We start from the raw sequence: 21,553 nt of genomic DNA on the forward strand, positions 1-21,553 counted from the left end.
TCACCCCCCGAGGAAGACCTCGACGCTGAGCGACTCGAGCACGACGTCCTCCGCGTCGTCGTCGGGCGGCTCCGGGCGGTCCCACGCGGAGCTCCACACCCGCTCCCAGGTGCCGCCGCCGGGCGCGGTCGGCAGCGTGACCGCCGCGTCGTCCAGCCCGCCGTTGAGCACCAGCAGCACGGCGACGTCGCCGTCGTCGGGCCCGGGCCGCAGCATCTGCACGACCCGCCGCCCGGCCTCCTCCCACCGCTCGTGGTCCATCGCCGCGCCCTCGGCGTCGAACCACAGCAGGTCGGGCTCGTCCTCGCCGGGGCGCGGGGTGCCGAGGAAGAACGAGTCGGCGCGCAGGGCCGCGTGCTCGTGCCGCAGCCCCAGCAGGAAGCGGGTCGTGTCGAGCAGGTCGCGGGCGGCGTCGTCGAGGTCCCACGACACCCACGAGATCGCGTTGTCCTGGGCGTAGGCGTTGTTGTTGCCGCCCTGCGAGCGGCCCAACTCGTCGCCCGCGGTGAGCATCGGGGTGCCGGCCGACAGCAGCAGCATCGCCAACAGGTTGCGCTGGGATCGGCGGCGCAGCGGCACGACGGCGGACCACGGCTCGGTCGCCGTGTCGTCGCCCCCGCCCTCGGCGCCGTCCGGCGCGTGGCCCTCGACGCCGTGGTTCCACGAGAGGTTGTGGTCCGACCCGTCGCAGTTCTCCTCGCCGTTGGCCTCGTTGTGCTTGTGGTCGTAGGCGACCAGGTCGGCCAGCGTGAACCCGTCGTGCGCGGTGACGTAGTTGACCGACGCCACCGGCCCGCGGATCAGCGGCGGGTCCGAGCGCCCGAACAGGTCGGCCGAGCCGGCCAGCCGCGTCGTCAGCTCCCGGAGCCCGTGCATGGCGCGGCCGTGCGAGCCCTCGCGGGGCGCGTCGAGCCAGAACCCGCGCACGGCGTCGCGGAACCGGTCGTTCCACTCCGCCATGGGCGGCGGGAAGTTGCCGGTCTGCCAGCCGCCCGGCCCGACGTCCCACGGCTCGGCCACGAGCTTGAGGTTGTTGAGCACCGGGTCGGTCTGCAGCGCCACCAGGAACGGGTGGTCGGGGGAGAAGCCGTGGTGCGTGCGGCCGAGGGTGACCGCGAGGTCGAAGCGGAACCCGTCCACGCCCACCACCTCGGCCCAGTAGCGCAGCGAGTCCAGCGCGAGCTGCACCACCCGCGGGCGGCGGAAGTCGAGCGAGTTCCCCGTGCCCGTGACGTCGGCCAGGGCAGCCGGCGAGGCGCCGTCGTGCAGGTAGTAGCCGGCGTTGTCGAGGCCGCGCCAGCTCACGTGCAGCGCGTCGTCGCCGCCCTCGCACGTGTGGTTGTACACGACGTCGAGCAGCACCTCGATGCCCGCCTCGTGCAGCAGGTGCACCATGCCGCGCACCTCGTCGAGCACGGCCGCCGGGCCCGCCTCGCGCGCGGCCCGCGTCGCGTACGCGGCGTGCGGCGTGAAGAAGCCGAGCGTCTGGTAGCCCCAGTAGTTGGTGAGCCCCTGCTCCGCGAGGCGCGGCTCGCTGACGAACGCGTGGATCGGCAGCAGCTCGAGCGTCGTGACGCCCAGGCTCGTGAGGTGCGCGATCGTCGCCGGGTGCGCGACGCCCGCGTACGTGCCGCGCAGCTCCGGCGGCACGTCCGGGTGCTGCGCCGTCAGGCCGCGGACGTGCGCCTCGTAGACCACCGTGTCCGCCCACGGCACGCGCGGGCGGCTCAGCGGCGGCGGCCCCGGGTGCGACGGCACGACGACGGAGTGCGGCACGAAGGCGAGGGAGTCGCGGTCGTCGGGCGCGCCGTAGCGCTCGGCGGACCCGCGCGTCTCGGGCCCGTAGGACAGGTCGCCGGCCAGGCCGCGGGCGTACGGGTCGACGAGCAGCTTGGCGGGGTTGTGCCGCTGCCCGGCCTCCGGGTCCCAGGGGCCGTAGGTCCGGAACCCGTAGCGCTGCCCCGGCCGGACGTGCGGCACGTGCCCGTGCCAGACGCCGTACACCGGCCCGTCGAGCGGGACCCGCCGCTCCGCGTACCGGGCCGGGTCGTGCGGGTCGCGGTGCGGCTCGACGACGTCGATCAGGCACAGCTCCACGCCGTCCGCGTGCGACGCCGCGACCGCCACGTCCACGCCGCCGTCCGGCGTCGGGTGCACCCCGAGCGGAGGCACGTGGCTGCGCCGGGCGCTCGGGCGGGTCAGCGGCGTGACCTTCGGGCGGGACTCCATGGGGACATGCTGCCCGGCGCGGCCTCAAGGCGCGCGGGCGCACGAACTCGGTTCCCCCGGGCACTACGATGCCGCGGTGCGCCATCTCCTTCGTCCGATCGTCGTTGCGGCCGCCCTCCTGCTGCTCCCCGGCTGCGGCGCCGGTGCTGGGGCGCCCGTCGAGCCGACTCCGTCCTCGTCGCCGGACGTCGGAGCGCTCACGATCGACCAGCTCGGGACTGCGCTGCCCGCCGACGCCGACCTGCCGGACACCGCCAGCGAGATCGAGCGCTGCCCGGCCGCCTCCGACGACGCCGGCGCGGAGCTGTGCGCGGGGGTCGACCCGGACCGGGAGGCGTCCTTGAGCGCGATGCTCGGCGAGAACGAGGGCATGTTTTTCCGCCCGGGGCTCCAGGTGTGGATCAGGACGGACGTCGACGTGCCCATGGAGGTCACGGTCGAGGCCACCAGGAAGGAACGAGCCGGGGACTTCCGGATCGAGGGTGAGGAGACGGAGTCCGGAGTCACGCCCGACGAGAAGGGCACCGGAAACGTCGAGGAGGCTGCCGTCGGCGAGTGGTCGGGCTACGTCCAGTCCAGCACCTCCACGTCGTCCTTTCCGGGCGAGAACGACTGGAGCACGCCGCAGTCGCAGGGCCTGGTCGTGCTCGGCAACGAGGACCTCCGGGTCTCGTGCAGCATCGTTGGTGTGAAGGGTCAGGCGCCCGACGACGCGGTTGCTCGGTGTCGATCCCTGGTGGACGACGTCGTGGCAAGGATCGACGAGCTCGCCGCCGGAGCCTGAGTGCGCGGTGCGCGGTGCGCGGACACCGCGATTCCCGGTCCCGCGCCGCGGGTAGGCTCGGCACGTCGGCCGCAGCGCGTGCGGCCGCCGTCACCACCGTGAGCTGGAGGTCGCGCCCGTGCGCATCGTCGTCGCCGTGAAGTACGTGCCGGACATCAACGCGGACCGACGTTTCACCGGCTGTCGCGTGGACCGCGACCCGGGCGTCGGCACCCTCAACGAGCTGGACGAGAACGCGCTCGAGGCGGCGCTGCGGATCCTCGACGCCCTGCCCGAGGACGAGCGCGAGGCCAGCGAGGTCGTCGCGCTCACCGTGGCCCCGGCCGAGGGAGACGTGGCGCTGCGCAAGTCGTTCCAGATGGGCGTGGACCGCGCGGTGCGCGTCACGGACGACGCGCTGGCCGGCTCGGACTACTTCGGCACCGCCGCGGCGCTCGCGGCCGGGGTGCGGCGGCTCGAGGAGGACGGCGCGCCCGTGGACCTCGTGATCACGGGCATGGCCGCGCTCGACGGGCTGGGCTCCGTGGTCCCGGCGCTGGTCGCGGCCGAGCTCGGCCGCCCGGCGCTCACGCTGGCGAAGAAGGTCGACGTCGCGGGCGGCACCCTGACCGTCACGCGCGAGACGGACGAGGCCACCGAGACGCTCGCCGCGCCGCTGCCGGCCGTGCTGTCCGTCGCGGACACCGCGAACACGCCCCGCATGCCGAACTTCAAGCTGATCATGGCGGCGCGCACCAAGCAGATCGAGGCATGGTCGGCCACCGACCTCGGCCTCGACCCCGCCGCCGTCGGCGCCGCGGGCGCCCGCACCGAGGCGATCTCCGCCGCCCCTCGTCCCGCCCGGCCGGAGGTCGAGCTGGTGGTCGACAAGGGCGAGGGCGGCACCGCCCTGGCCGAGTACCTCATCCGCAACGAGCTGGTCTGAGAGGACGCGAGATGACCGAGCCCACCCGCGTGCCCACCCGCAACCGCACCGTCCTCGTCCTGCTCGACCCCGCCTCCGAGGTGCGCTCCGGCACGCTCGAGCTGCTCACCATCGCGCGCGGCCTGGGCCGCGTCGAGGCCGTGACGCTCGAGGCGCCGACCGTCGAGGCGCTCGCCCAGCTCGGCGCGTACGGCGTCGAGACCGTGCACCAGGCCGAGGTACCGACCGACGCCCTCGCCGCGGCCGGCGGCGACGCCGCACGGCACCTGCCGCCGGTCGTCGCCGCGACGCTCGCCGCCGCCGTGCGCCGCACCGACGCGGACGTCGTCCTGGCCCCCGCCACGTTCGGCGCGAAGGAGGCCGCCGCCCTGACCGCCCACGCGCTCGGCGCCGGGCTCGTCATCGACGCCGCCGCGGTCGGCGAGGACGACGAGGGGCGCGTCGTGGCCGGCAAGCGCGTCTTCGCCGGCGCGTGGGACACCCGGTGCGTGGTCAGAGCCGACGTCGCCGTGCTCACGGTGCGGGCCAACGCCGTCGTGCCCGAGCCCGCCGACGCGCCCGTCGCGACCGAGGTCGACCCGCTGCCCGTCGCGGCGGCCGGCACCTCCGGCGTCGTCGTCACGTCCCGCGAGGTCAAGGAGCGCGCCGCCGGCCGCCCGACCCTCGAGGAGGCGGCCGTGGTCGTCGCCGGCGGGCGCGGCACCGGCGGCGACTTCGGCCCCGTCGAGGAGTTCGCCGACGCCGTCGGCGCCGCGGTCGGCGCGTCCCGGGACGCCGTCTTCGAGGGCTGGTTCGACCGCTACATCGGCCAGACCGGTGTGACCATCGCGCCCCGCCTCTACGTGGGCGCCGGCATCTCCGGCGCGCCGCACCACCGCGGCGGCATGCAGGCGTCGCAGGTGATCGTGGCCGTGAACTCCGACCCCGAGGCGCCGATCTTCGAGATCTGCGACTTCGCCGTCGTCGGCGACCTCACGGACGTGCTGCCGCAGGCCGCCGCCGTGATCCGGAAGCACCGCGAGGGCTGACGGCGCCGCTGCCGAGGGACGACAGGGGGAGTCGGATGGTGCTGCGCCGGTGCGACGACCTGTCCGTCGTCGACTGGGTCGTGGGGTCCTCGACCGAGGTCTGGCAGCTGCTGACCTTCGGCCCGGACGTGTTCGAGGCGTCCGCCCGCCTGCGGCTGATCCCCGACCCGACGGCCCCGGGCCAGCAGGAGGGCGACGTCGAGGAGCCGCCGGGCTACCCGACGGAGTCGGCGCAGAGTCGGGACCTGCTGCGGGTGCTGGCCGGGTTCACGACCACACCGGACGAGGTCTACTACGGCGTCTGGCTCGGCGACGGCATGTCGGACGACGTCCCGAGCGGCCCGGAGTTCGACCTGCCGTGGCGCGACGGCTGCGCCCTGTTCGTCGGTGGCGCGGACGAGCTGGGGGTCGCGGGCTCGGCCCTCGCCGAGCACGACCGCCGGCTCCCCGCGATGGTGTGGCCCGCGGACCGTGCCTGGTACGTGGCCTGCGACGTCGACCCGCACTGGGCCGGGATCGGCGCGAGCCGCGCCGCCGTCGACGCGCTGGTGAGCGATCGTCGGCTCGACGCGGTGCGGGCCGACCCGCGGGCGGAGCAGCCGACGTACTTCTGACCTCAGCCGCCCGCGAACGGCGGCAGCAGGTCGAGGTTCGCGCCGGCGGGCACGACGTCGGACGGCGCAGCCCGGCGGCCGTCGAGCAGGACGCTGCAGCGGGCGAGCACGGGCTCGGCCGCGGGAGTGGCGGCGGCGAGGCGGGCGACGACGTCGGCCACGGTCGCGCTAGCGGGCACGCTCAGCGTCTCCTCGGAGCGCCCGAGCGCGGCGCGGGCGGCGGCGAAGTAGCGCAGGTCCACCGCGTGCGTCGTGTCCGTGAGCTGGTCCGTCATCCTCATCCTCCGATGGCGCTCATGGTGCGCTCGGGCTGCTCGAACCCGGCGTCGAGGTCCGTGCCGGACCCGGTGTCGTCCATCCCGTGCCCGGCCTGCTTGGCCCACATGGCGGTGCGCCACAGGTCGGCCAGGACGGCGTCGTCTGCGCCCGCGCGCAGCGGGCCGAGCAGGTCGGTCTCCGTGTGCGCGAACAGGCAGTCGCGCACGCCACCCTCCGCGGTGAGGCGGGTGCGACGGCAGTCGTCGCAGAACGGCTCGGTGACCGACGCGATGATGCCGACGCGGCCGAGGCGCTCCCCGGTCTGGTCCCGCACCACGAACCGCTCGGCGGGCGCGCCGTCGCGCGGCTCCTCGTCGGGCTCGAGGGAGAAGCGGGTGCCGAGCTGGTCGCGCACCTCCGCCGCGGTGACCATCGCGGCGCGGTCCCAGGCGTGGTCGGCGTCCAGCGGCATCTGCTCGATGAACCGCAGCTCGAAGCCGCGCTCCAGGCACCAGGCCAGCAGCTCGGCCGCGTGGTCGAGGTTCACGCCGCGCACCAGCACGGCGTTGATCTTCACGAGGTCGAACTCGCGCGCGGCGGCGTCGATCCCGGCCAGCGTGCGGGCGAGGAAGGGCCGCCGGGCCAGCGTGGCGAACGTGTCCGGGTCGAGCGTGTCGAGCGAGACGTTGACGCGGTCCAGCCCGGCCTCGCGCAGCGCCGCGGCGCGGGAGTCGAGCCCGACGGCGTTGGTCGTGAGGCTCAGCTCCGGGCGGTGCTCCAGGGCGGCGCACTCGCCCACGATCTCCACGAGGTCGCGGCGCAGCAGCGGCTCCCCGCCGGTGAACCGCACCTGCCGCACGCCCAGGTCGCGCGTCGCGATGCCGACGAGCCGCACGATCTCCTCGCGCGTCATCACCGAGTCCTTCGGCAGGGTCGGCAGCCCCTCGGCCGGCATGCAGTAGGTGCAGCGCAGGTTGCAGCGGTCCGTGAGCGACACGCGCAGGTCGGTCGCGACGCGGCCGAACCGGTCGACCAGCCCGCCGGTGGCGGGCCGGTCCTCGGGCAGCCGGACATCCGGCACCCCCGCGGCGGGCAGGCGCGGCATCCCGAGCGAGACGGTCGTCATCCGATCAGCTCCCCGTCCCGGTCGGCGAGGCCTCGGTCGGCGCGGCTCCGGTCGGCGCGGCTCCGGACGGCGCGGCGCCGGGCCCCGGGTCCTGCCACGACAGCGCGGCCGACGTCGCACGACCGAGCGCGTCGGTGCCCTCGCCGCGCGCCGCGGCCAGACCGGCCGCGTACCCCACGGCGTAGGCCGTGACGGGCGCGGCGGGCCGCGCCACCTGGTGCGCGGCGTCCCGGGCGAGGTCGAGCACCGCGCCGACGTCCACGCTGCGCGGCGGCAGCCCGAGCTCGGCCTCGAGCGCGTCCACCCACCGGTCCAGCACGCTGGAGCCGGGCTCCGCGCCGCGGGGGGTGGCGTCGGGCGTCTGGTCCGTCATCGGGGTCCTCCCCAGTGGTCCGTCGTCGGTCGGGGCAGCGTGAAGTCCTACCGTAAGCCGTCGCAGATCGTCCCAGGTGTCGATGTCCGCGCTGACGTCGCCGTCGTCGGGCACCTCGGCGCACGACAGGACCGCGACCAGGCGCTTCACCGGGACCCCGGCGAGCCCGGCGCCGTCCGCTGCTGCGACGGCGTCGAGCGCGCGGCGCAGCGCGTCGCGGCGGTACAGGCCCACCAGCCACTGCGCGCGGCCGTCGCGGACGAGGTAGGCGCCGTCGGGCCGGTCGCGCCGCGCGACGGCGGCGCGCAGCGGCCCGACCGCCTCGGCCGCGCGCGGCACGTCCACGGCGAGCACGAGCACCCACGCGGGCGCGCCGCCGACATCACCGTCGACGGACGCGTCGAGGGCCCGCAGCCCGGCGTCGAGCCCCGCGACGGGCCCGCCGAACGGCGGGTCCTCCCGCGCGACGAGCACGCCGCGGCCGGACGGCACGGCAATCTCAGGGCCGACGACGACCGTGCGGTCGGCGCCGCGGGTCGCGGCCAGCGCGCGGTCGAGCAGGGTGGCTCCGTCGAGCACGACGGTCGGCTTGGGCACGCCGCCCAACCGCGTGGCGCGCCCGCCGGCCAGGACGACGGCGTCGTGCCGGAAGCGCGGGGCGGCCCCGGGGCCCACGTCAGGCCCCGGCGCCGAACGGCAGGTCGAGGGGCAGGACGTCGACCTCGTCGCCGACCTCGACCTTGTCGACGTCGGGCGCCACGAGGGCGAGCCCGTCCGCCCCGAGCAGGGCGGACGTCGCGTGCCCGGCGGCGCCGTGTCCGGAGCCCGGTCCGGAGCCGGCGCCGGGCGGCGTGGCCCGCACGACGGCGCCCGACGGCAGCGTCCGCACCGGCACGACGTGCGTGCGTCCCGGCGGGCTCGGCCACGCCTCGGCGGCGGCGCGCCGGACCGCGCGCGCGGGCTCCCGGCCCGCGAGGACGGCGACCGCCGGCCGCACGAAGAGCGCGAACGACACGAACGCGCTCACCGGGTTGCCGGGCAGCGCCAGCCAGGGCACGCCCCGCCAGCGGGCCAGCGCCTGCGGACGGCCCGGCCGCAGGGCCACCGCCGCGACCTCGACGTCGGACAGGCGCGCGTCGTCGCCGTCGACCACCGCCCGCACGACGTCCGACGCCCCCGCCGAGACGCCGCCGGTCGTGACGACCAGATCGGCGCCCGCCCCGCTCGCCACGGAGTCGAGGGCGGCGCGGAGCGCGTCGGGGTCGTCCGGGACGGCGCCGAGCCGCACGACGTCGGCCCCGGCGGCCCGGGCGAGCGCCGCGAGCAGCAGCGAGTTCGAGTCGGGGATGTGGCCCGCGCCCGCCACGGCTCCGGCGGTGACGAGCTCCGACCCCGTGGACAGCACGGCCACGCGGGGCCGGCGGCGCATCGGCAGCGCGGCCAGCCCCCCCGAGGCGGCGACGGCGACGAGCGCCGGGGTGACGACGTCGCCGGCCCGGCCGAGCAGGTCGCCCGGCCGCACGTCCTCGCCGCGGTGCCGCACGTGGGCCCGGTCCTGGCGGGCGAGCGTGACCTCGCGCTCCGGCGTCGGTCCGCCCGCGACGAACCGGCCGGTCGAGGTGCGCTCCACCGGCACGACGGCGTCCGCCCACGCCGGCACCGGCGCGCCCGTCATGATCCGCACCGCGCCCCCGGCCTCGTTGTGGGCGGGCGAATGGCCCTCTCGACCGGCGTGTCGAGGGCGTGTCTCCCGCTCACAGCGGTCCGGGGGCGAGCCGGGGCGGAGGTCGCCGACGACGGGCAGCGTCGCCGGGGAGCCGTCGGCGGGCAGGTCGGCCAGGCGCACGGCGTAGCCGTCCATCGCGGCGGCGTCGAAGGGCGGCACGAGCGCGACGGCGTGCACGTCGGCGGCGAGCGCACGGCCGGGCGGCTCGGCGGCCAGGAGGTCCAGGCCGACCTGCTCGGCCGGCAGCGGCGCGACGCGCGCCAGCACCGCCGCGACGTGCTCGGTCACCGACCGCGTGGTGCTCATGGGGCCACGCTAGGCCGCCGGCGTGACGCCCGTGCGGCGGGCGCCTCACGGCCGCCCTCGCACGCCGGTGAGGCGACGCCGCGAGGGAGCGCCGTCATCCGGCGTTCGCCCGCACGCGCTTGCGGACGGGGCCGAGCGTGAACAGCAGGGTGAGCAGCGCCGTCAGGGCGAGCAGGCCGAACCCGATGCCGTAGTCGCCCTGCGCGCCGTACACGGCGCCCATGATCAGCGGCGGGATGAAGCCGCCCAGGCCGCCCGCGGCGCCGACGACGCCGGTCACGGCGCCCACCGTCCCGGGCGGGGCCATCTTCGCCACGAGGGCGAAGGTCGCGCCCGACGACCCGCCGAGGGCCGCCGCCATCGCGAGGAACGCGATCGTCGCCACCGGGATCAGGGCGGGCTGGAAGATGATCACGGCGGCCCCGACGGTCACGACCGCGTAGCACACCAGGTTCACCGCGACGCCGCCCACCTTGTCCGACAGGGTGCCGCCGATCGGCCGGCAGACCACGGCGAGCACCACGAAGCCGGCGGTGCGGAACGACGCGTCGCTGGCCGACAGGTCGTACGCGTTCTGCAGGAACGTCGGCAGGTACACGGAGAACGCGACGAAGCCGCCGAACCCGATCGCGTACAGCCACGACAGCTGCAGGGTGGCGGGGATCTTCAGCGTGGCCCAGGTGCGCGCCCACATGCCGCCGCCGGCGCCGGGCGACCAGGCGGGGGAGTCCTGCAGCAGCGCCCGCGAGGCGAGGGCGAAGACGGCCAGGAACACCGAGACGATGACGAAGGGGGCGCCGTCGCCCCACGCGTCGCGGATCGGCACGGTGGAGAACGACGCGATGGCGGTGCCGCCCATGCCGGCGCCGAAGATGCCGATCGCGGTGCCGCGGCGGGCCGGCGGGTACCAGTTGTTCACGAAGGGGACGCCGATGGCGAACGTCGTGCCGCCGAGGCCGAGGAAGAACCCGCCGATCAGCAGCCACACCAGGCTGTTCGCGACGAACCCGATGAACAGCACCGGCAGGATCGTCAGCGCGGAGCACAGCGGGAACATCACCTTGGCGCCGAAGCGGTCGGTGAGCGCGCCGATCGGGATGCGCCCGAGCGACCCGACGATGACGGGGATCGCGACCAGCACGGACACCTCGAAGTCGCTGAGGTCGTACAGCTCGCCGTAGCTCTTGCCCAGCGGGCTGAGCAGCGCCCAGGCCCAGAAGCAGATGGCGAACCCGATCGTCGCGAGGGCGAGCTGGGTGCCGTTGCCCTGCACGGCCGGGGCGGCCGGGGCGTCGGTCGGTCCGGGGGTCGGTGCCGAGGTCATGGCGTTCCTCCAGTCGTGCGGGTGCAGTCGTGCGGATGGTCAGCGGGGCGGCGTGGTCGTCGGGTCCCACCCGGGCCGCGGCGCCCGCGACGTCACGGACGCCTCGCGGGAGCGGTAGACCACGTAGGGCCGGAACGGGTACTGCACGGGGGCGGAGAACGCGTGCACCAGCCGGGTGAAGGGCCACAGCGCGAACAGCAGCATCGCGACGGTGACGTGCACCTGGAACGCCGCGGGCACTCCCGCCATGAGCGCGGGCTCCGGCTGCAGGTACCACAGGGACCTGAACCAGGGGGAGATGGTCTCCCGGTAGTCGTACCCGTGCCCGGCGGCGATCACCTGGGTCTGCACCGTCGCCCACGCGCCGGACAGCAGCGACCCGGCGAGGAAGACGTACATGAGCTTGTCCGTCTTGGTCGTGGCGAGGAAGACGGGGCCGGTGGAGCGGCGGCGGTAGATGAGGATCAGCAGCCCGGCGACCGCGACGAGCGCCGCGAGCGACCCCATCCAGGTCGCGACGAAGTGGTACTGCGTCTCCGAGACCCCCACCGCCTCGGTCCACGACTTCGGGATCACGAGACCCAGGAAGTGCCCGAGCACCACGAACAGCAGCCCGAAGTGGAACAGCGGCGAGCCCCACCGCAGCAGGCGCTTCTCGTAGAGCTCGCTGGAGCGGGTGGTCCAGCCGAACTTGTCGTACCGGTACCGCCAGATCGATCCCACGACCAGGACGGCGAACGTCACGTAGGGCACGACGACCCAGAGGATGATGCCGTCGACACTCACTCCCATGGCAGGGCCTCCTCGTTCCCGTACCCGCTCAGTCCCACCAGCTCCGCGGGCGGCCCGGCGGCCACCAGGTCGGCGACGCGCTCGGCGGTGGCGGCGTCGACGGGCGGCAGGGTGAGGCACACCGCCTCGACGGCCGGCGTCCAGGGCGAGCGCTGCGCGGCGAGGGCCGAGCGCAGCACCTCGATCCCGTCGCGGTGGGCCGACAGCAGCGCCCCGGCGATCCGGGCGCCGTCGGGCCCGCCGCGGGCGGACAGCTCCAGGACGGTGGGCAGGTAGTCGGGCAGCTCGTCGCCGGTGGTCTCGAACCCGGCCGCGCGGTACGCCTCGACGAACCGCACCAGGGCGGCGCCGCGCTTCCGGGTGTCCCCGGCCGCGTAGTACGACAGGTACATGGCGCAGCGGCGCTTGAGGTCGAACGTCGCGACGTACCGGGCCTGCAGCGCGCCGGGGTCGCCGTCGAGCAGCGTCGTGGCGAGCCCGGCGAGGCGGTCGCGCACCGGCGCGGGCAGCCCAGCGACGGCGTCGCGCACGGTGGGCGCCGCGGCGAGCGTCGCGTCGTCGGGGTAGGCGAGCAGCACCGACGCGGCCATGTGCGCGACGGCGCGCTCGCCGTCGCGCAGCGGCACCGGTGCGAGCGGGTCGAGGCGCCTGGCCCGCACGCCCGGGCGGGGCAGGAACGCGAGGCTCATGACCGGCCCCCCTCGCCGCTGCCGGGGCTGCCGCCGTCCTCGCCCGGCGGGAACAGTCCGTCCGGGCGGCCGTTGCCGTCCCAGTTGAGCAGGTTGACGCGACCCGGCGTGGACGGGCCGTAGGGGGAGTCGGCCGTCTGCCGGGCGGCGAGGGCGTGGAAGTTCTCCACCGCGACGGGGGTGGGCTGGCCGGACGACGAGCCGAACGGGCCGGCGCCGCCCATGCCCGGCCCGCCCTCGAAGTCGAGCGAGCAGGCCATCTCCTCCAGCTCGCGCGCCACCTCGGTGTGCGCGGTGGGGATGACGTACCGCTCCTCGTACTTCGCGATGGCAAGCAGCCGGTACATCTCCTGCACCTGGTCGCCGGTCATGCCGACGGCGGTGGCGTTCTCCTCGGGGAACTCGCGCCCGAGGTTGACCTCGCGCATGCCCGACCGCATCGCGGCGAGCCGGCGCAGTACCCGCTCGACGGGCCCGGTGTCCCCGGCGGTGAACAGCCCCGCGAGGTACTCCAGCGGGATGCGCAGCTGGGAGATCGCGGCGAACAGGGTGCGCCCGTCCTCGCCGTCGTTCCCCGAGCTGGCCACGACGTCGACGACGGGGGACAGCGGCGGGATGTACCAGACCATCGGCAGCGTGCGGTACTCCGGGTGCAGGGGCAGCGCCACCTCGTAGTCGGAGATGAGCTTCCAGATCGGGGAGCGCTGCGCGGCGGTGATCCAGTCGTCCGGGATGCCCTCGCGACGCGCGGCCGCCACGACCTCCGGGTCGTTCGGGTCCAGGAACACCGAGCGCTGCGCCGCCAGGAGGTCGTGCTCGTCCTCCGTGGCCGCCGCGGCGCCGACCTTGTCCGCGTCGTACAGGACGAGGCCGAGGTAGCGCAGCCGGCCGACGCACGTCTCGGAGCACACGGTGGGCAGGCCGACCTCGATGCGCGGGTAGCACAGCGTGCACTTCTCGGCCTTGCCGGTCTTGTGGTTGAAGTAGACCTTCTTGTACGGGCAGCCGGTGACGCACATGCGCCAGCCGCGGCACTGGTCCTGGTCCACGAGCACGATGCCGTCCTCGACCCGCTTGTACATCGCGCCCGACGGGCAGGAGGCGACGCACGACGGGTTGAGGCAGTGCTCGCAGATGCGCGGCAGGTAGAACATGAACGTCTGCTCGAGCTCCTCGGCGACGTGCTCGCTCATGTGCTGCAGGATCGGGTCGTCCTGCATCGTCGCCGTCGACCCGCCGAGGTCGTCGTCCCAGTTGGCCGACCACTGGATGGACATGTCGTCGCCGGTGAGCAGCGACTTGGGCTTGGCCACGGGCGTGTGCTCGCCCTGCGGGGCGCTGAGCAGCATGTCGTACTCGTACGTCCACGGCTCGTAGTAGTCGTGGATGGACGGCAGCTTCGGGTTGGCGAAGATCGACGCGAGCTTCTTGGCCCGCCCGCCCGCGCGGAGCTTGAGCTTGCCGCGCTTGGTGCGCACCCAGCCGCCCTGCCAGGTGTCCTGGTCCTCGTAGGTGCGCGGGTAGCCCAGCCCGGGGCGGGTCTCGACGTTGTTGAACCACACGTACTCCGTGCCGGTGCGGTTCGTCCACGCCTGCTTGCACGTCACCGAGCAGGTGTGGCACCCGATGCACTTGTCGAGGTTCATCACCATCGACATCTGCGCCATGACCTTCACTGGTAACGCACCTCCTGCGAGCGGCGTCGGATGACGGTGACCTCGTCGCGCTGGTTGCCGGTGGGGCCGAGGTAGTTGAACGCGTAGGTGAGCTGCCCGTACCCGCCCGCGAGGTGCGTGGGTTTGAGCAGGATGCGCGTCAGCGAGTTGTGGATGCCGCCGCGGCGCCCCGACGTCTCGGCGAGGGGCACGTCCACCGTGCGGTCCGTGGCGTGGTGCATGTACACGGTGCCCTCGGGCATGCGGTGGGAGACGACGGCCCGCGCGACGACGACGCCGTTGCGGTTCACCGCCTCGATCCACTCGTTGTCGGCCACGCCGATCTTCGCCGCGTCGGCCGGGCTCATCCAGATGTTGGGGCCGCCGCGCGACAGGGACAGCATGAACAGGTTGTCCTGGTACTCCGAGTGGATGGACCACTTGGAGTGCGGGGTCAGGTAACGCACGGCGACGGCGGCGTGACCGGTGCCGCTGCCGTCGGCGCTCCCGTCGTCGAACGTGCCGGGCGTGGGCGAGTCGCCGAACAGGCGGTGCAGGTCCAGCGGCGGCCGGTACACCGGGAGCTGTTCGCCGAGCTCGATCATCCAGTCGTGGTCGAGGTAGAAGTGCTGGCGGCCGGTGAGCGTGTGCCACGGCTTGAGCCGCTCCACGTTCACCGCGAACGCCGTGTACCGGCGGCCGCCGTGCTCCGACCCGGACCACTCGGGCGAGGTGATCACCGTCGTCGGGCGCGACTGCACGTCCGGGAAGGTGACGCGCTTGGCCTGGTCGTCGGCCGCGAGGTCCGCCAGCCGCTGCCCGGTGCGCTTCTCCAGGTGCTCGAACCCCTGCACGGCGAGGCGCCCGTTGGTGGTGCCGGACAGGGCCAGGATCGTCTCGCACGCGTGCGTGTCGCGGTCCAGCCTGGGGCGCCCGGCCGCCGGGCCCGAGGTGACGAGCCCGTTGACCTGCCCGAGCTTGCGCACCTCGTCGTCGGGCATGAACGCGACGCCCTTGGTGGCCATGCCCTTGGTGTCCGTCAGCGGCCCGAGCGCGGCCATGCGCGCCGCGAACGCCGGGTAGTCGCGCTGCACCACCTGCAGGCGCGGCATGGTCACGCCCGGCACCAGCTCGCGCTCGGTCACCGGCGCGCCCGCGTCGGTCAGCGTGCCGTGCGGCACCGCGAGCTCGTCGGGGGAGTCGTGCAGCAGCGGCGTGGCGACCAGGTCGTCGCGCACGCCGAGGTGCTCCACCGACATCTGCGAGACCAGCCCCGCCAGCGTGTGGAACGTGTCGAAGTCGGTCCTCGTCTGCCACGGCGGGCTGATCGCCGGGTTGAACGAGTGCACGAACGGGTGCATGTCCGTGCTGGACAGGTCGTGCTTCTCGTACCAGGTGGCCGCGGGGAGCACGACGTCGGAGAACAGGGTGGTGCTCGTCATGCGGAAGTCCATCGTGACCAGCAGGTCGAGCTTGCCGCGCGGCGCCTCGTCGTGCCAGGCCATCGAGGACGGGCGGCGGCCCTCCGGCGCTTCGTCCGCCAGCACGGAGGCGTCCGTGCCGAGCAGGTGCTTGAGGAAGTACTCGTTGCCCTTGCCGGACGAACCGAGGATGTTCGCCCGCCAGATCGTCAGCACCCGGGGGAAGTTCGCCGGGTCGTCAGGGTCCTCGCAGGCGAACTTCAGCGACCCGGTCTTCAGCTGGTCCACGACGTACGCCTCGGGCTCCTGGCCCGCCGCGCGCGCCTCGTCCACGAGGTCCAGCGGGTTGCGGTCGAACGTCGGGTAGCTCGGCATCCAGCCGCGCTGCGCCGACTCCACGAGGGAGTCCGCCGTCGTGCGGCCCGCCAGGACGCCGGGCGCGAGCGGGGAGGCGAGCGCGTCGGCCGGCATCCCGTCGTACCGCCACTGGTCGGTGGCGAGGTAGAACCAGCCCGTGCCGATCATCTGGCGCGGCGGGCGCACCCAGTCCAGGCCGCCCGCGTACTGCGCCCACCCGGTGATGGGCCGGCACTTCTCCTGGCCGACGTAGTGCGCCCAGCCGCCGCCGTTGACGCCCTGGCAGCCCGTGATCGTGGTGAGCGTGAGGAACGCGCGGTAGATCGTGTCGGAGTGGAACCAGTGGTTCGCGCCCGCGCCCATGATGATCATCGAGCGGCCGCCGGAGTCCTCGGCGTTCTGCGCGAACTCGCGGCCGATCTGCGCGGCGTCCGCCGCCCGCACGCCGGTGATCTCCTCCTGCCAGGCGGGGGTGCCCGGGGCGGTCGCGTCGTCGTAGCCCGTGGGCCAGTCGCCCGGCAGGTCCAGGTCGGCCCGCTCGACGCCGTACTGGGCCAGCAGCAGGTCGAACACCGTCGTCACCAGGTGCCCGCCCACGCGCCGGGTGGGCACGCCGCGCGTCAGGACGCCCTTGCCGCCGAGGTGCGCTTCCTCGTCGGTCGAGCCTGTCGAGACCACGTCGAACCTCGGGAGCAGCACCGGTACCGGGGTTTCGACAGGCTCAACCAGCGGAGCGTCAGCGACGCTGAGGAGCGGGTCGACGTCGCCCAGGTCCAGGTTCCACTTCCCCTCGCCCGCCTCGCCGTAGCGGTCGGCGAGGGTGCCGTTCGGCGCGACGACGGTGCCGTCGGCGTCCAGCACCAGCGTCCGGAACTGCGCGTTCGCCGAGGCGGACCCGCCCGGCAGGGCGTCGTCGTCCACGTCCGCGGCCGTGAGGAACTTGCCTGGCACGTACGCGCCGTCGCGCTCGTCGAGGCGCACGAGGAACGGCGCGTCCGCGTACCTCTTGAGGTAGTCGACGAACGGCGCGGTGCGCTTCTCCACGAGGAACTCGCGCAGGATCACGTGGCCCATCGCCATCGCCAGCGCCCCGTCGGTGCCCGGCTGCGGCGCCAGCCACTGGTCCGCGAACTTCGTGTTGTCCGCGTAGTCCGGCGAGACCGAGACGACCTTGGTGCCGCGGTAGCGCGCCTCCGCCATGAAGTGCGCGTCCGGGGTGCGGGTCACCGGGATGTTGGAGCCCCACATGATGAGGTAGCTGGAGTTCCACCAGTCCGCGGACTCCGGGACGTCCGTCTGGTCGCCGAACACCTGCGGGCTCGCGACCGGCAGGTCCGCGTACCAGTCGTAGAACGACAGCATCGTGCCGCCCAGCATCTGCACGAACCGGGCCCCGACGCCGTGCGACACCATCGACATCGCCGGGATGGGGGAGAAGCCCGCGATCCGGTCCGGGCCGTAGTCCTTGATGGTGCTCACGTGCGCCGCCGCGACGATCTCCGCGGCCTCGTCCCACGTGGCGCGCACCAGGCCGCCCTTGCCGCGCGCGCTCTTGTACGCGCGGGCGGTCTCCGGGTCGTTCGTCACGCGCTGCCAGGCCAGCACCGGGTCGCCGCCGACGGCGGCCTTCGCCTCCCGGTACGCCCGCAGCAGCACGCCCCGCACGTACGGGTAGCGCACTCGCGTGGGCGAGTACGTGTACCAGGAGAACGCCGCCCCCCGCGGGCAGCCGCGCGGCTCGTACTCGGGGGAGTCGGGGCCCACCGACGGGTAGTCGGTCTGCTGCGTCTCCCACGTGATGATGCCGTCCTTGACGTACACCTTCCACGAGCACGAGCCCGTGCAGTTCACGCCGTGCGTGGAGCGCACCACCTTGTCGTGCGACCACCGGTCCCGGTAGAAGACGTCACCCTCGCGCCCGCCCTTGAGGAACAGCTGGCGCAGGTCGTCCGAGACCTCCCCCTTGCGCAGGTGGCTGCCGAGCCGCAGCAGGGCGTCGGCCGCCCCGGTCGGCGGTGCCGTCCCGACGTCGGCGCTGACGGGTGGGCGGGTGGTCGACATGCGCACTCCTGGGGCTGGGGAACCGAAGAGTCACTGCTTCGCATCATGGGCCCGGGCCTGCGACAGCGCATGTCGGACACGTGATGGCGACCGGCGTCGTCGCGTCGGCGCGCGGCGGCCGGGCGGGCGAGCAGCGCTCGCCCGTCCGGCCGTGACCGGCGGCAGACCGCCCGTCAGGTCCTGCCGGGGACCCGCGTCTTCTCGGTGCACACCGCCCCGGACCCGTCGGACGTGCACGTCTGGATGTGGACGGTCTGCCCCTCGTCGTACGAGAGGTTGAACTTCGTGACGGTGTTGTCGCCCTTCGCGTAGAACACGGCGGGTCCGCTCTTGCCGACCCAGAGCTTGACGACCGCCTTGCGGTCGTTGTCGTGGTAGTCCCAGATCGTCAGCCCCTCGCCGTACGCGCGGAAGCGGCCGTGGACGTACTCGTCGCTGGTGGTCTTGTACGCCATCTCGGCCACGGAGACGCCGCCGGCGTCGTTGGGGTCGTTCCAGGCGTAGTAGTCGTAGCCCCAGCCGGCCTGCGCGGCCGCCCCGGCGGGCGCGGCCCCGGCCGCGCCGCCGACCATCCCCACGGCGGCGACGGTGAGCGCCGCGGCCGCTGCTGTCATCGTGCGAAGTCGCATGGTTCCTCCTCAGGAGACGCCCTTCTCCCGCTTGGGAGTGCAGACGGCGTTCACGGACGTCGAGGTGCAGGCCTGCAGGTACACGCGCTGACCCTCGTCGTAGGACAGGTCGAACTCCTTCCTCGTCCCGTCACCCTTGGCGTAGAAGACCGCGGGGCCGCTCTTGCCGACCCAGAGCTTGACGATCGCCTTGCGGTCGTTGGGGTGGTGGTCCCAGACGGTCAGGTGCTCGCCCTTCGCCTCGAACATCCCCATGACGTACTGGGACGTGCTGTCCTTCATGGCCTGCTCGTAGATGCTGACGCCGCCGGCGTCGCCGTCGTCGGCCCAGGCGCCGGTGTCCATGTACCAGCTCGCGGCGGTGGTGGCCTGCCCGGCCGGGTCCGGCGCGGGCGCGGCGGTGGCGGTGGGGGCGAGCAGCACCGCCCCGGCCGTGACGAGCGCGGCGGCCGCGGCCGCCGTCGTGGTGCGAGGTCGCATGATCGTTCCTCCCTCAGGACCGGCCGCGGTAGGTGTTCGACGAGCACTGGGCCTTCGACGACGTGGACGTGCAGACCTGGATCTTCACGGTCTGCCCCTCGTCGTACGACTCGTCGATGATCCGCTCGGTGCCGTCGCCGTTGCCGTAGAAGACGGCCGGGCCGCTCTTGCCCACCCAGAGCTTGACGATCGCCTTCCGGCCGTTGTCGTGGTGGTCGATGATCGAGATCTTCTCGCCGTAGGCGATGAACTGGCCGAGGACGTTGCCGCCGCCGGCTCCGAGGTCCGACGTCTTCTCGTAGACGGAGACGCCGCCGGCGTCGTTCGGGTCGTTCCAGGAGCCTCCCGAGTCGTGCCAGGCGGCGGTCGTGAACGGCGAGGCCGCGGCGGTCGTGCCGCCCAGCAGGCCGAGGCCCGCGGCGCCGACGGCCGCGGCGGCCAGGGTCCTCCTCGTGCTGCGTCTCATGGGTTTCCCTCCGTGCTGTCGCGGGCCGCCGTCGTCCGGCGGCCGGTGCACCCCACCGTGCCGACGGCCGCTTTCCTCGCGCTTTCGCCGTACTTCCGTCGCCCCGGTCACCTCTTGAGGAGAGTGGGGCGTCGGACGGTGCCCCGGAGGGGGTGCGAGATGCGGTTCGAGGTGCTGGGACCGGTGCGGGTCACCGGTGCGGGGGACGCCGCCCCGGTGGCGGGCGCCGTGCGCGTCGGCCTGCTCGCGCTGCTGCTCGCCCACGCCAACACCCCGGTGCCGGCCGAGGCGCTGCTCGACGAACTCTGGGACGCCGCGGACCCCGCCGACCGGCAGCGCTTGCAGCTCACCGTGCACCGCCTGCGCCGGGCGCTGGGGGATCCCGGCCGGGTCGAGCACGACGGCGGCTGCTACGTGCTCCGCATCGGGCCGGGGGAGCTGGACGCCCAGCAGTTCGACGACGCCGTCGCGCGGGCCGAGAGCACCGACGACCCGGACCTCCGGGTCGACCTGCTGCGCCCCGCGCTGGCGCTGTGGCGCGGCGCGCCGTTCCAGGGGCTCGACCTCGGCCCGCTCGCCGCCGAGACCGGGCGGCTGACGGAGCGGCGGGAGACGGCGCTCGAGCAGCTCTACGCCGCCGAGCTGGAGCGCGGCCGGCACGCGTGCGTCGTCGCCGACCTCGCCGAGGCCGTGCGGCGGCATCCCCTGCGGGAGCGCCTGCACACGCTGCTGATGACGGCGCTGTCCGGGTGCGGCCGGCAGGCGGACGCGCTCGCGGCGTACCGGTCTGCCCGCCGGACCCTCGTCGAGGAGCTGGGCCTGGAGCCCGGGCCGGAGCTGCGCGAGGCCGAGCGCCGCATCCTCGCGGGCGAGTGCGACGCCCCGGCGGCACGACCCGAGGCCGAGGTCGTCTCCGAGGTGCTCCGCCCGCCCGCGCAGCTGCCGCACGACCCGTGCGGCTTCGTCGGCCGGGGCGACGAGCTGGCCGCGCTCGACCGGGCGTCACGGGCCGCGACAGGCGGTACCGCGGTGGTCGCGGTGACCGGGACCGCGGGCGTGGGCAAGACCGCCCTCGTGACCCACTGGGGCCACCGGGCGCGCGAGCGGTTCCCCGACGGCCAGCTGCACCTGGACCTGTACGGGTTCAGCCCGCACGACCCGGTGACCGCGCACGACGCGCTCGGGATGCTGCTGCGCTCGCTCGGGGAGAGGCCCGACGCGGTGCCCGCCGACCTGGACGCGCGGGCGGCGCGGTTCCGCACGCTGACCGACGGGCGACGGCTGCTCGTGGTGCTCGACAACGCCGCGGACGCCGACCAGGTGCGGCCGCTCCTGCCCGGTTCGGCCACCTGCGTCACGGTGGTGACCAGCCGCGACGCCCTCGCCGGGCTGACGGCAGGGGAGGGCGCCGCGCGGGTCGACGTCGGCCGCATGAGCCCGCCCGACGCGCGCGCCCTGCTCGGGGCACGGCTCGGCGTGCCGCTCCCCGCAGACGCCGGCCCGGCGGTCGACGGCCTCGTGGAGCGGTGCGCCCGGCTGCCGCTCGCGCTGCGCGTCGCGGCCGAGCGGCTGCGCGGCGCGGGACCGGACGACGTCGCGCACCTCGTGGCCGCGCTCGGGGTGGAGCGCGACCGGCTCGACCTGCTGGACACGGGCGACCGGCACACGTCGGTGCGGTCCGTGCTGTCGTGGTCCTATCGCCAGCTGGCGCCCGAGCAGGCGCTGCTGTTCCGGCGCTCCGGCTTCCACTGCGCGCACACCCGGCACTACCTCGACCCGTTCTGCGCCTCCGCGCTCCTGGGCAGCACCGACCTGCCCCGCACCCGCCGGCTCATCGACGACCTCGTGCGCTGCCGCCTGCTCGACGAGGCCGAGCGCGGCCGCTACGAGATGCACGACCTGCTGCGGATCTACGCGGCCGAGCTCGCCGCGGAGCAGGAGGACGCGGACGTCGCGACGCGGCGCATCCTCGACTACTACCTCGCGGCGGCGGTGAGCGCGGTCGCGTGGCTCGGGGCGCCGCGACCGGACCTGCGCACCGTGCTCCCGGAGGACACGCTGACCCCGCCCCTCGACGGCCCCGGGCAGGCGCTGCGGTGGCTCGACGCCGAACGGTCCGCGCTCGTGTGCGCGACCGAGCAGGCGCTGGCCCTGGGCCACCCCGGCCACGCCGTCGACCTCGCGGCCACCCTGCGCGCCTACCTCGCCGACAGCGGTCACCGGGACGAGGCACGCCGCGTGCACGCCACGGCGCGGGCGGCGGCGCGCCAGCTCGACGACACGGACCGGCACGCCGGGGCGCACGCCTGA

At 74.6% G+C, this 21,553-nt stretch carries 18 protein-coding genes; 5 read left to right on the forward strand and 13 right to left on the reverse strand.

Annotated features, from left to right (window positions below; translation table 11 throughout):
* Positions 1-2,229: a glycogen debranching protein GlgX gene (gene glgX, locus AAG589_RS14490; protein WP_430567937.1), complete on the reverse strand. Its 2,229-nt coding sequence runs from the start codon at positions 2,227-2,229 to the stop codon at positions 1-3.
* Positions 2,230-2,305: 76 nt separating this feature from the next.
* Here glgX and AAG589_RS14495 point away from each other — a divergent pair, with 76 nt between their 5' ends.
* From AAG589_RS14495 to AAG589_RS14510, 4 genes are all read left to right on the forward strand, one after another.
* Positions 2,306-3,013, forward strand: a complete 708-nt coding sequence (locus tag AAG589_RS14495) for a hypothetical protein (protein ID WP_430567938.1) — start codon at positions 2,306-2,308, stop codon at positions 3,011-3,013.
* A gap of 118 nt (positions 3,014-3,131) precedes the next feature.
* Positions 3,132-3,938, forward strand: coding sequence for an electron transfer flavoprotein subunit beta/FixA family protein (locus AAG589_RS14500; RefSeq protein WP_430567939.1), 807 nt, complete (start codon positions 3,132-3,134; stop codon positions 3,936-3,938).
* Positions 3,939-3,949: 11 nt separating this feature from the next.
* Positions 3,950-4,966, forward strand: coding sequence for an electron transfer flavoprotein subunit alpha/FixB family protein (locus AAG589_RS14505; protein ID WP_430567940.1), 1,017 nt, complete (start codon positions 3,950-3,952; stop codon positions 4,964-4,966).
* A gap of 35 nt (positions 4,967-5,001) precedes the next feature.
* The gene (locus AAG589_RS14510) at positions 5,002-5,580 is read left to right on the forward strand and encodes a hypothetical protein (RefSeq protein WP_430567941.1); all 579 of its coding nucleotides are present in this window, start codon (positions 5,002-5,004) and stop codon (positions 5,578-5,580) included.
* Between the two features lie 2 nt (positions 5,581-5,582).
* Here AAG589_RS14510 and AAG589_RS14515 read toward each other — a convergent pair whose 3' ends face one another.
* From AAG589_RS14515 to AAG589_RS14570, 12 genes are all read right to left on the reverse strand, one after another.
* The gene (locus tag AAG589_RS14515) at positions 5,583-5,855 is read right to left on the reverse strand and encodes a MoaD/ThiS family protein (RefSeq protein ID WP_430567942.1); all 273 of its coding nucleotides are present in this window, start codon (positions 5,853-5,855) and stop codon (positions 5,583-5,585) included.
* 2 nt (positions 5,856-5,857) lie between these two features.
* Entirely contained in the window at positions 5,858-6,964 is a 1,107-nt protein-coding gene (moaA, locus tag AAG589_RS14520) for a GTP 3',8-cyclase MoaA (protein ID WP_430567943.1), read from the reverse strand.
* A gap of 4 nt (positions 6,965-6,968) precedes the next feature.
* Positions 6,969-8,012, reverse strand: a complete 1,044-nt coding sequence (locus AAG589_RS14525) for a DUF6457 domain-containing protein (protein WP_430567944.1) — start codon at positions 8,010-8,012, stop codon at positions 6,969-6,971.
* A gap of 1 nt (position 8,013) precedes the next feature.
* Positions 8,014-9,369: a molybdopterin molybdotransferase MoeA gene (locus tag AAG589_RS14530; protein WP_430567945.1), complete on the reverse strand. Its 1,356-nt coding sequence runs from the start codon at positions 9,367-9,369 to the stop codon at positions 8,014-8,016.
* Between the two features lie 94 nt (positions 9,370-9,463).
* Positions 9,464-10,693, reverse strand: a complete 1,230-nt coding sequence (locus tag AAG589_RS14535; RefSeq protein WP_430567946.1) for an MFS transporter — start codon at positions 10,691-10,693, stop codon at positions 9,464-9,466.
* Between the two features lie 39 nt (positions 10,694-10,732).
* A complete protein-coding gene (gene narI / locus AAG589_RS14540) occupies positions 10,733-11,485 on the reverse strand; it encodes a respiratory nitrate reductase subunit gamma (protein WP_430567947.1) in 753 nt (250 codons plus the stop codon).
* Entirely contained in the window at positions 11,476-12,174 is a 699-nt protein-coding gene (gene narJ, locus AAG589_RS14545) for a nitrate reductase molybdenum cofactor assembly chaperone (protein WP_430567948.1), read from the reverse strand. Before narJ ends, narI begins: the two co-directional genes overlap by 10 nt.
* Positions 12,171-13,850 (reverse strand): nitrate reductase subunit beta, encoded by a 1,680-nt coding sequence (narH, locus tag AAG589_RS14550; protein WP_430567949.1) that lies wholly within the window; start codon positions 13,848-13,850, stop codon positions 12,171-12,173. Before narH ends, narJ begins: the two co-directional genes overlap by 4 nt.
* Positions 13,847-17,668 carry a nitrate reductase subunit alpha gene (locus AAG589_RS14555; protein WP_430567950.1) on the reverse strand — a complete coding sequence of 1,274 codons (3,822 nt, stop codon included), beginning with the start codon at positions 17,666-17,668 and terminating at the stop codon, positions 13,847-13,849. Before AAG589_RS14555 ends, narH begins: the two co-directional genes overlap by 4 nt.
* Before the next feature lie 173 nt (positions 17,669-17,841).
* A complete protein-coding gene (locus AAG589_RS14560; protein ID WP_430567951.1) occupies positions 17,842-18,297 on the reverse strand; it encodes a hypothetical protein in 456 nt (151 codons plus the stop codon).
* Between the two features lie 9 nt (positions 18,298-18,306).
* Positions 18,307-18,777, reverse strand: coding sequence for a hypothetical protein (locus tag AAG589_RS14565; protein ID WP_430567952.1), 471 nt, complete (start codon positions 18,775-18,777; stop codon positions 18,307-18,309).
* 13 nt (positions 18,778-18,790) lie between these two features.
* Positions 18,791-19,243 (reverse strand): hypothetical protein, encoded by a 453-nt coding sequence (locus tag AAG589_RS14570; RefSeq protein ID WP_430567953.1) that lies wholly within the window; start codon positions 19,241-19,243, stop codon positions 18,791-18,793.
* Between the two features lie 159 nt (positions 19,244-19,402).
* On the opposite strand from AAG589_RS14570, the gene AAG589_RS14575 reads away from it, so the two are divergent.
* On the forward strand, positions 19,403-21,553 hold the full coding sequence (locus AAG589_RS14575; protein ID WP_430567954.1) for an AfsR/SARP family transcriptional regulator: 2,151 nt from the start codon (positions 19,403-19,405) through the stop codon (positions 21,551-21,553).

It is taken from the genome of Isoptericola sp. F-RaC21 (genome assembly GCF_038593535.1).
Lineage (GTDB): Bacteria > Actinomycetota > Actinomycetes > Actinomycetales > Cellulomonadaceae > Isoptericola.

What these genes read in the sequence shown, in the direction of transcription:
- glgX (WP_430567937.1), bottom strand. Translation starts at nt 2,229, where the DNA reads ATGGAGTCCCGCCCGAAGGTCACGCCGCTGACCCGCCCGAGCGCCCGG.
- AAG589_RS14505 (WP_430567940.1), top strand. Translation starts at nt 3,950, where the DNA reads ATGACCGAGCCCACCCGCGTGCCCACCCGCAACCGCACCGTCCTCGTC.
- AAG589_RS14510 (WP_430567941.1), top strand. Translation starts at nt 5,002, where the DNA reads ATGGTGCTGCGCCGGTGCGACGACCTGTCCGTCGTCGACTGGGTCGTG.
- AAG589_RS14515 (WP_430567942.1), bottom strand. Translation starts at nt 5,855, where the DNA reads ATGACGGACCAGCTCACGGACACGACGCACGCGGTGGACCTGCGCTAC.
- moaA (WP_430567943.1), bottom strand. Translation starts at nt 6,964, where the DNA reads ATGACGACCGTCTCGCTCGGGATGCCGCGCCTGCCCGCCGCGGGGGTG.
- AAG589_RS14530 (WP_430567945.1), bottom strand. Translation starts at nt 9,369, where the DNA reads ATGAGCACCACGCGGTCGGTGACCGAGCACGTCGCGGCGGTGCTGGCG.
- AAG589_RS14535 (WP_430567946.1), bottom strand. Translation starts at nt 10,693, where the DNA reads ATGACCTCGGCACCGACCCCCGGACCGACCGACGCCCCGGCCGCCCCG.
- narI (WP_430567947.1), bottom strand. Translation starts at nt 11,485, where the DNA reads ATGGGAGTGAGTGTCGACGGCATCATCCTCTGGGTCGTCGTGCCCTAC.
- narJ (WP_430567948.1), bottom strand. Translation starts at nt 12,174, where the DNA reads ATGAGCCTCGCGTTCCTGCCCCGCCCGGGCGTGCGGGCCAGGCGCCTC.
- AAG589_RS14555 (WP_430567950.1), bottom strand. Translation starts at nt 17,668, where the DNA reads ATGTCGACCACCCGCCCACCCGTCAGCGCCGACGTCGGGACGGCACCG.
- AAG589_RS14560 (WP_430567951.1), bottom strand. Translation starts at nt 18,297, where the DNA reads ATGCGACTTCGCACGATGACAGCAGCGGCCGCGGCGCTCACCGTCGCC.
- AAG589_RS14565 (WP_430567952.1), bottom strand. Translation starts at nt 18,777, where the DNA reads ATGCGACCTCGCACCACGACGGCGGCCGCGGCCGCCGCGCTCGTCACG.
- AAG589_RS14570 (WP_430567953.1), bottom strand. Translation starts at nt 19,243, where the DNA reads ATGAGACGCAGCACGAGGAGGACCCTGGCCGCCGCGGCCGTCGGCGCC.
- AAG589_RS14575 (WP_430567954.1), top strand. Translation starts at nt 19,403, where the DNA reads ATGCGGTTCGAGGTGCTGGGACCGGTGCGGGTCACCGGTGCGGGGGAC.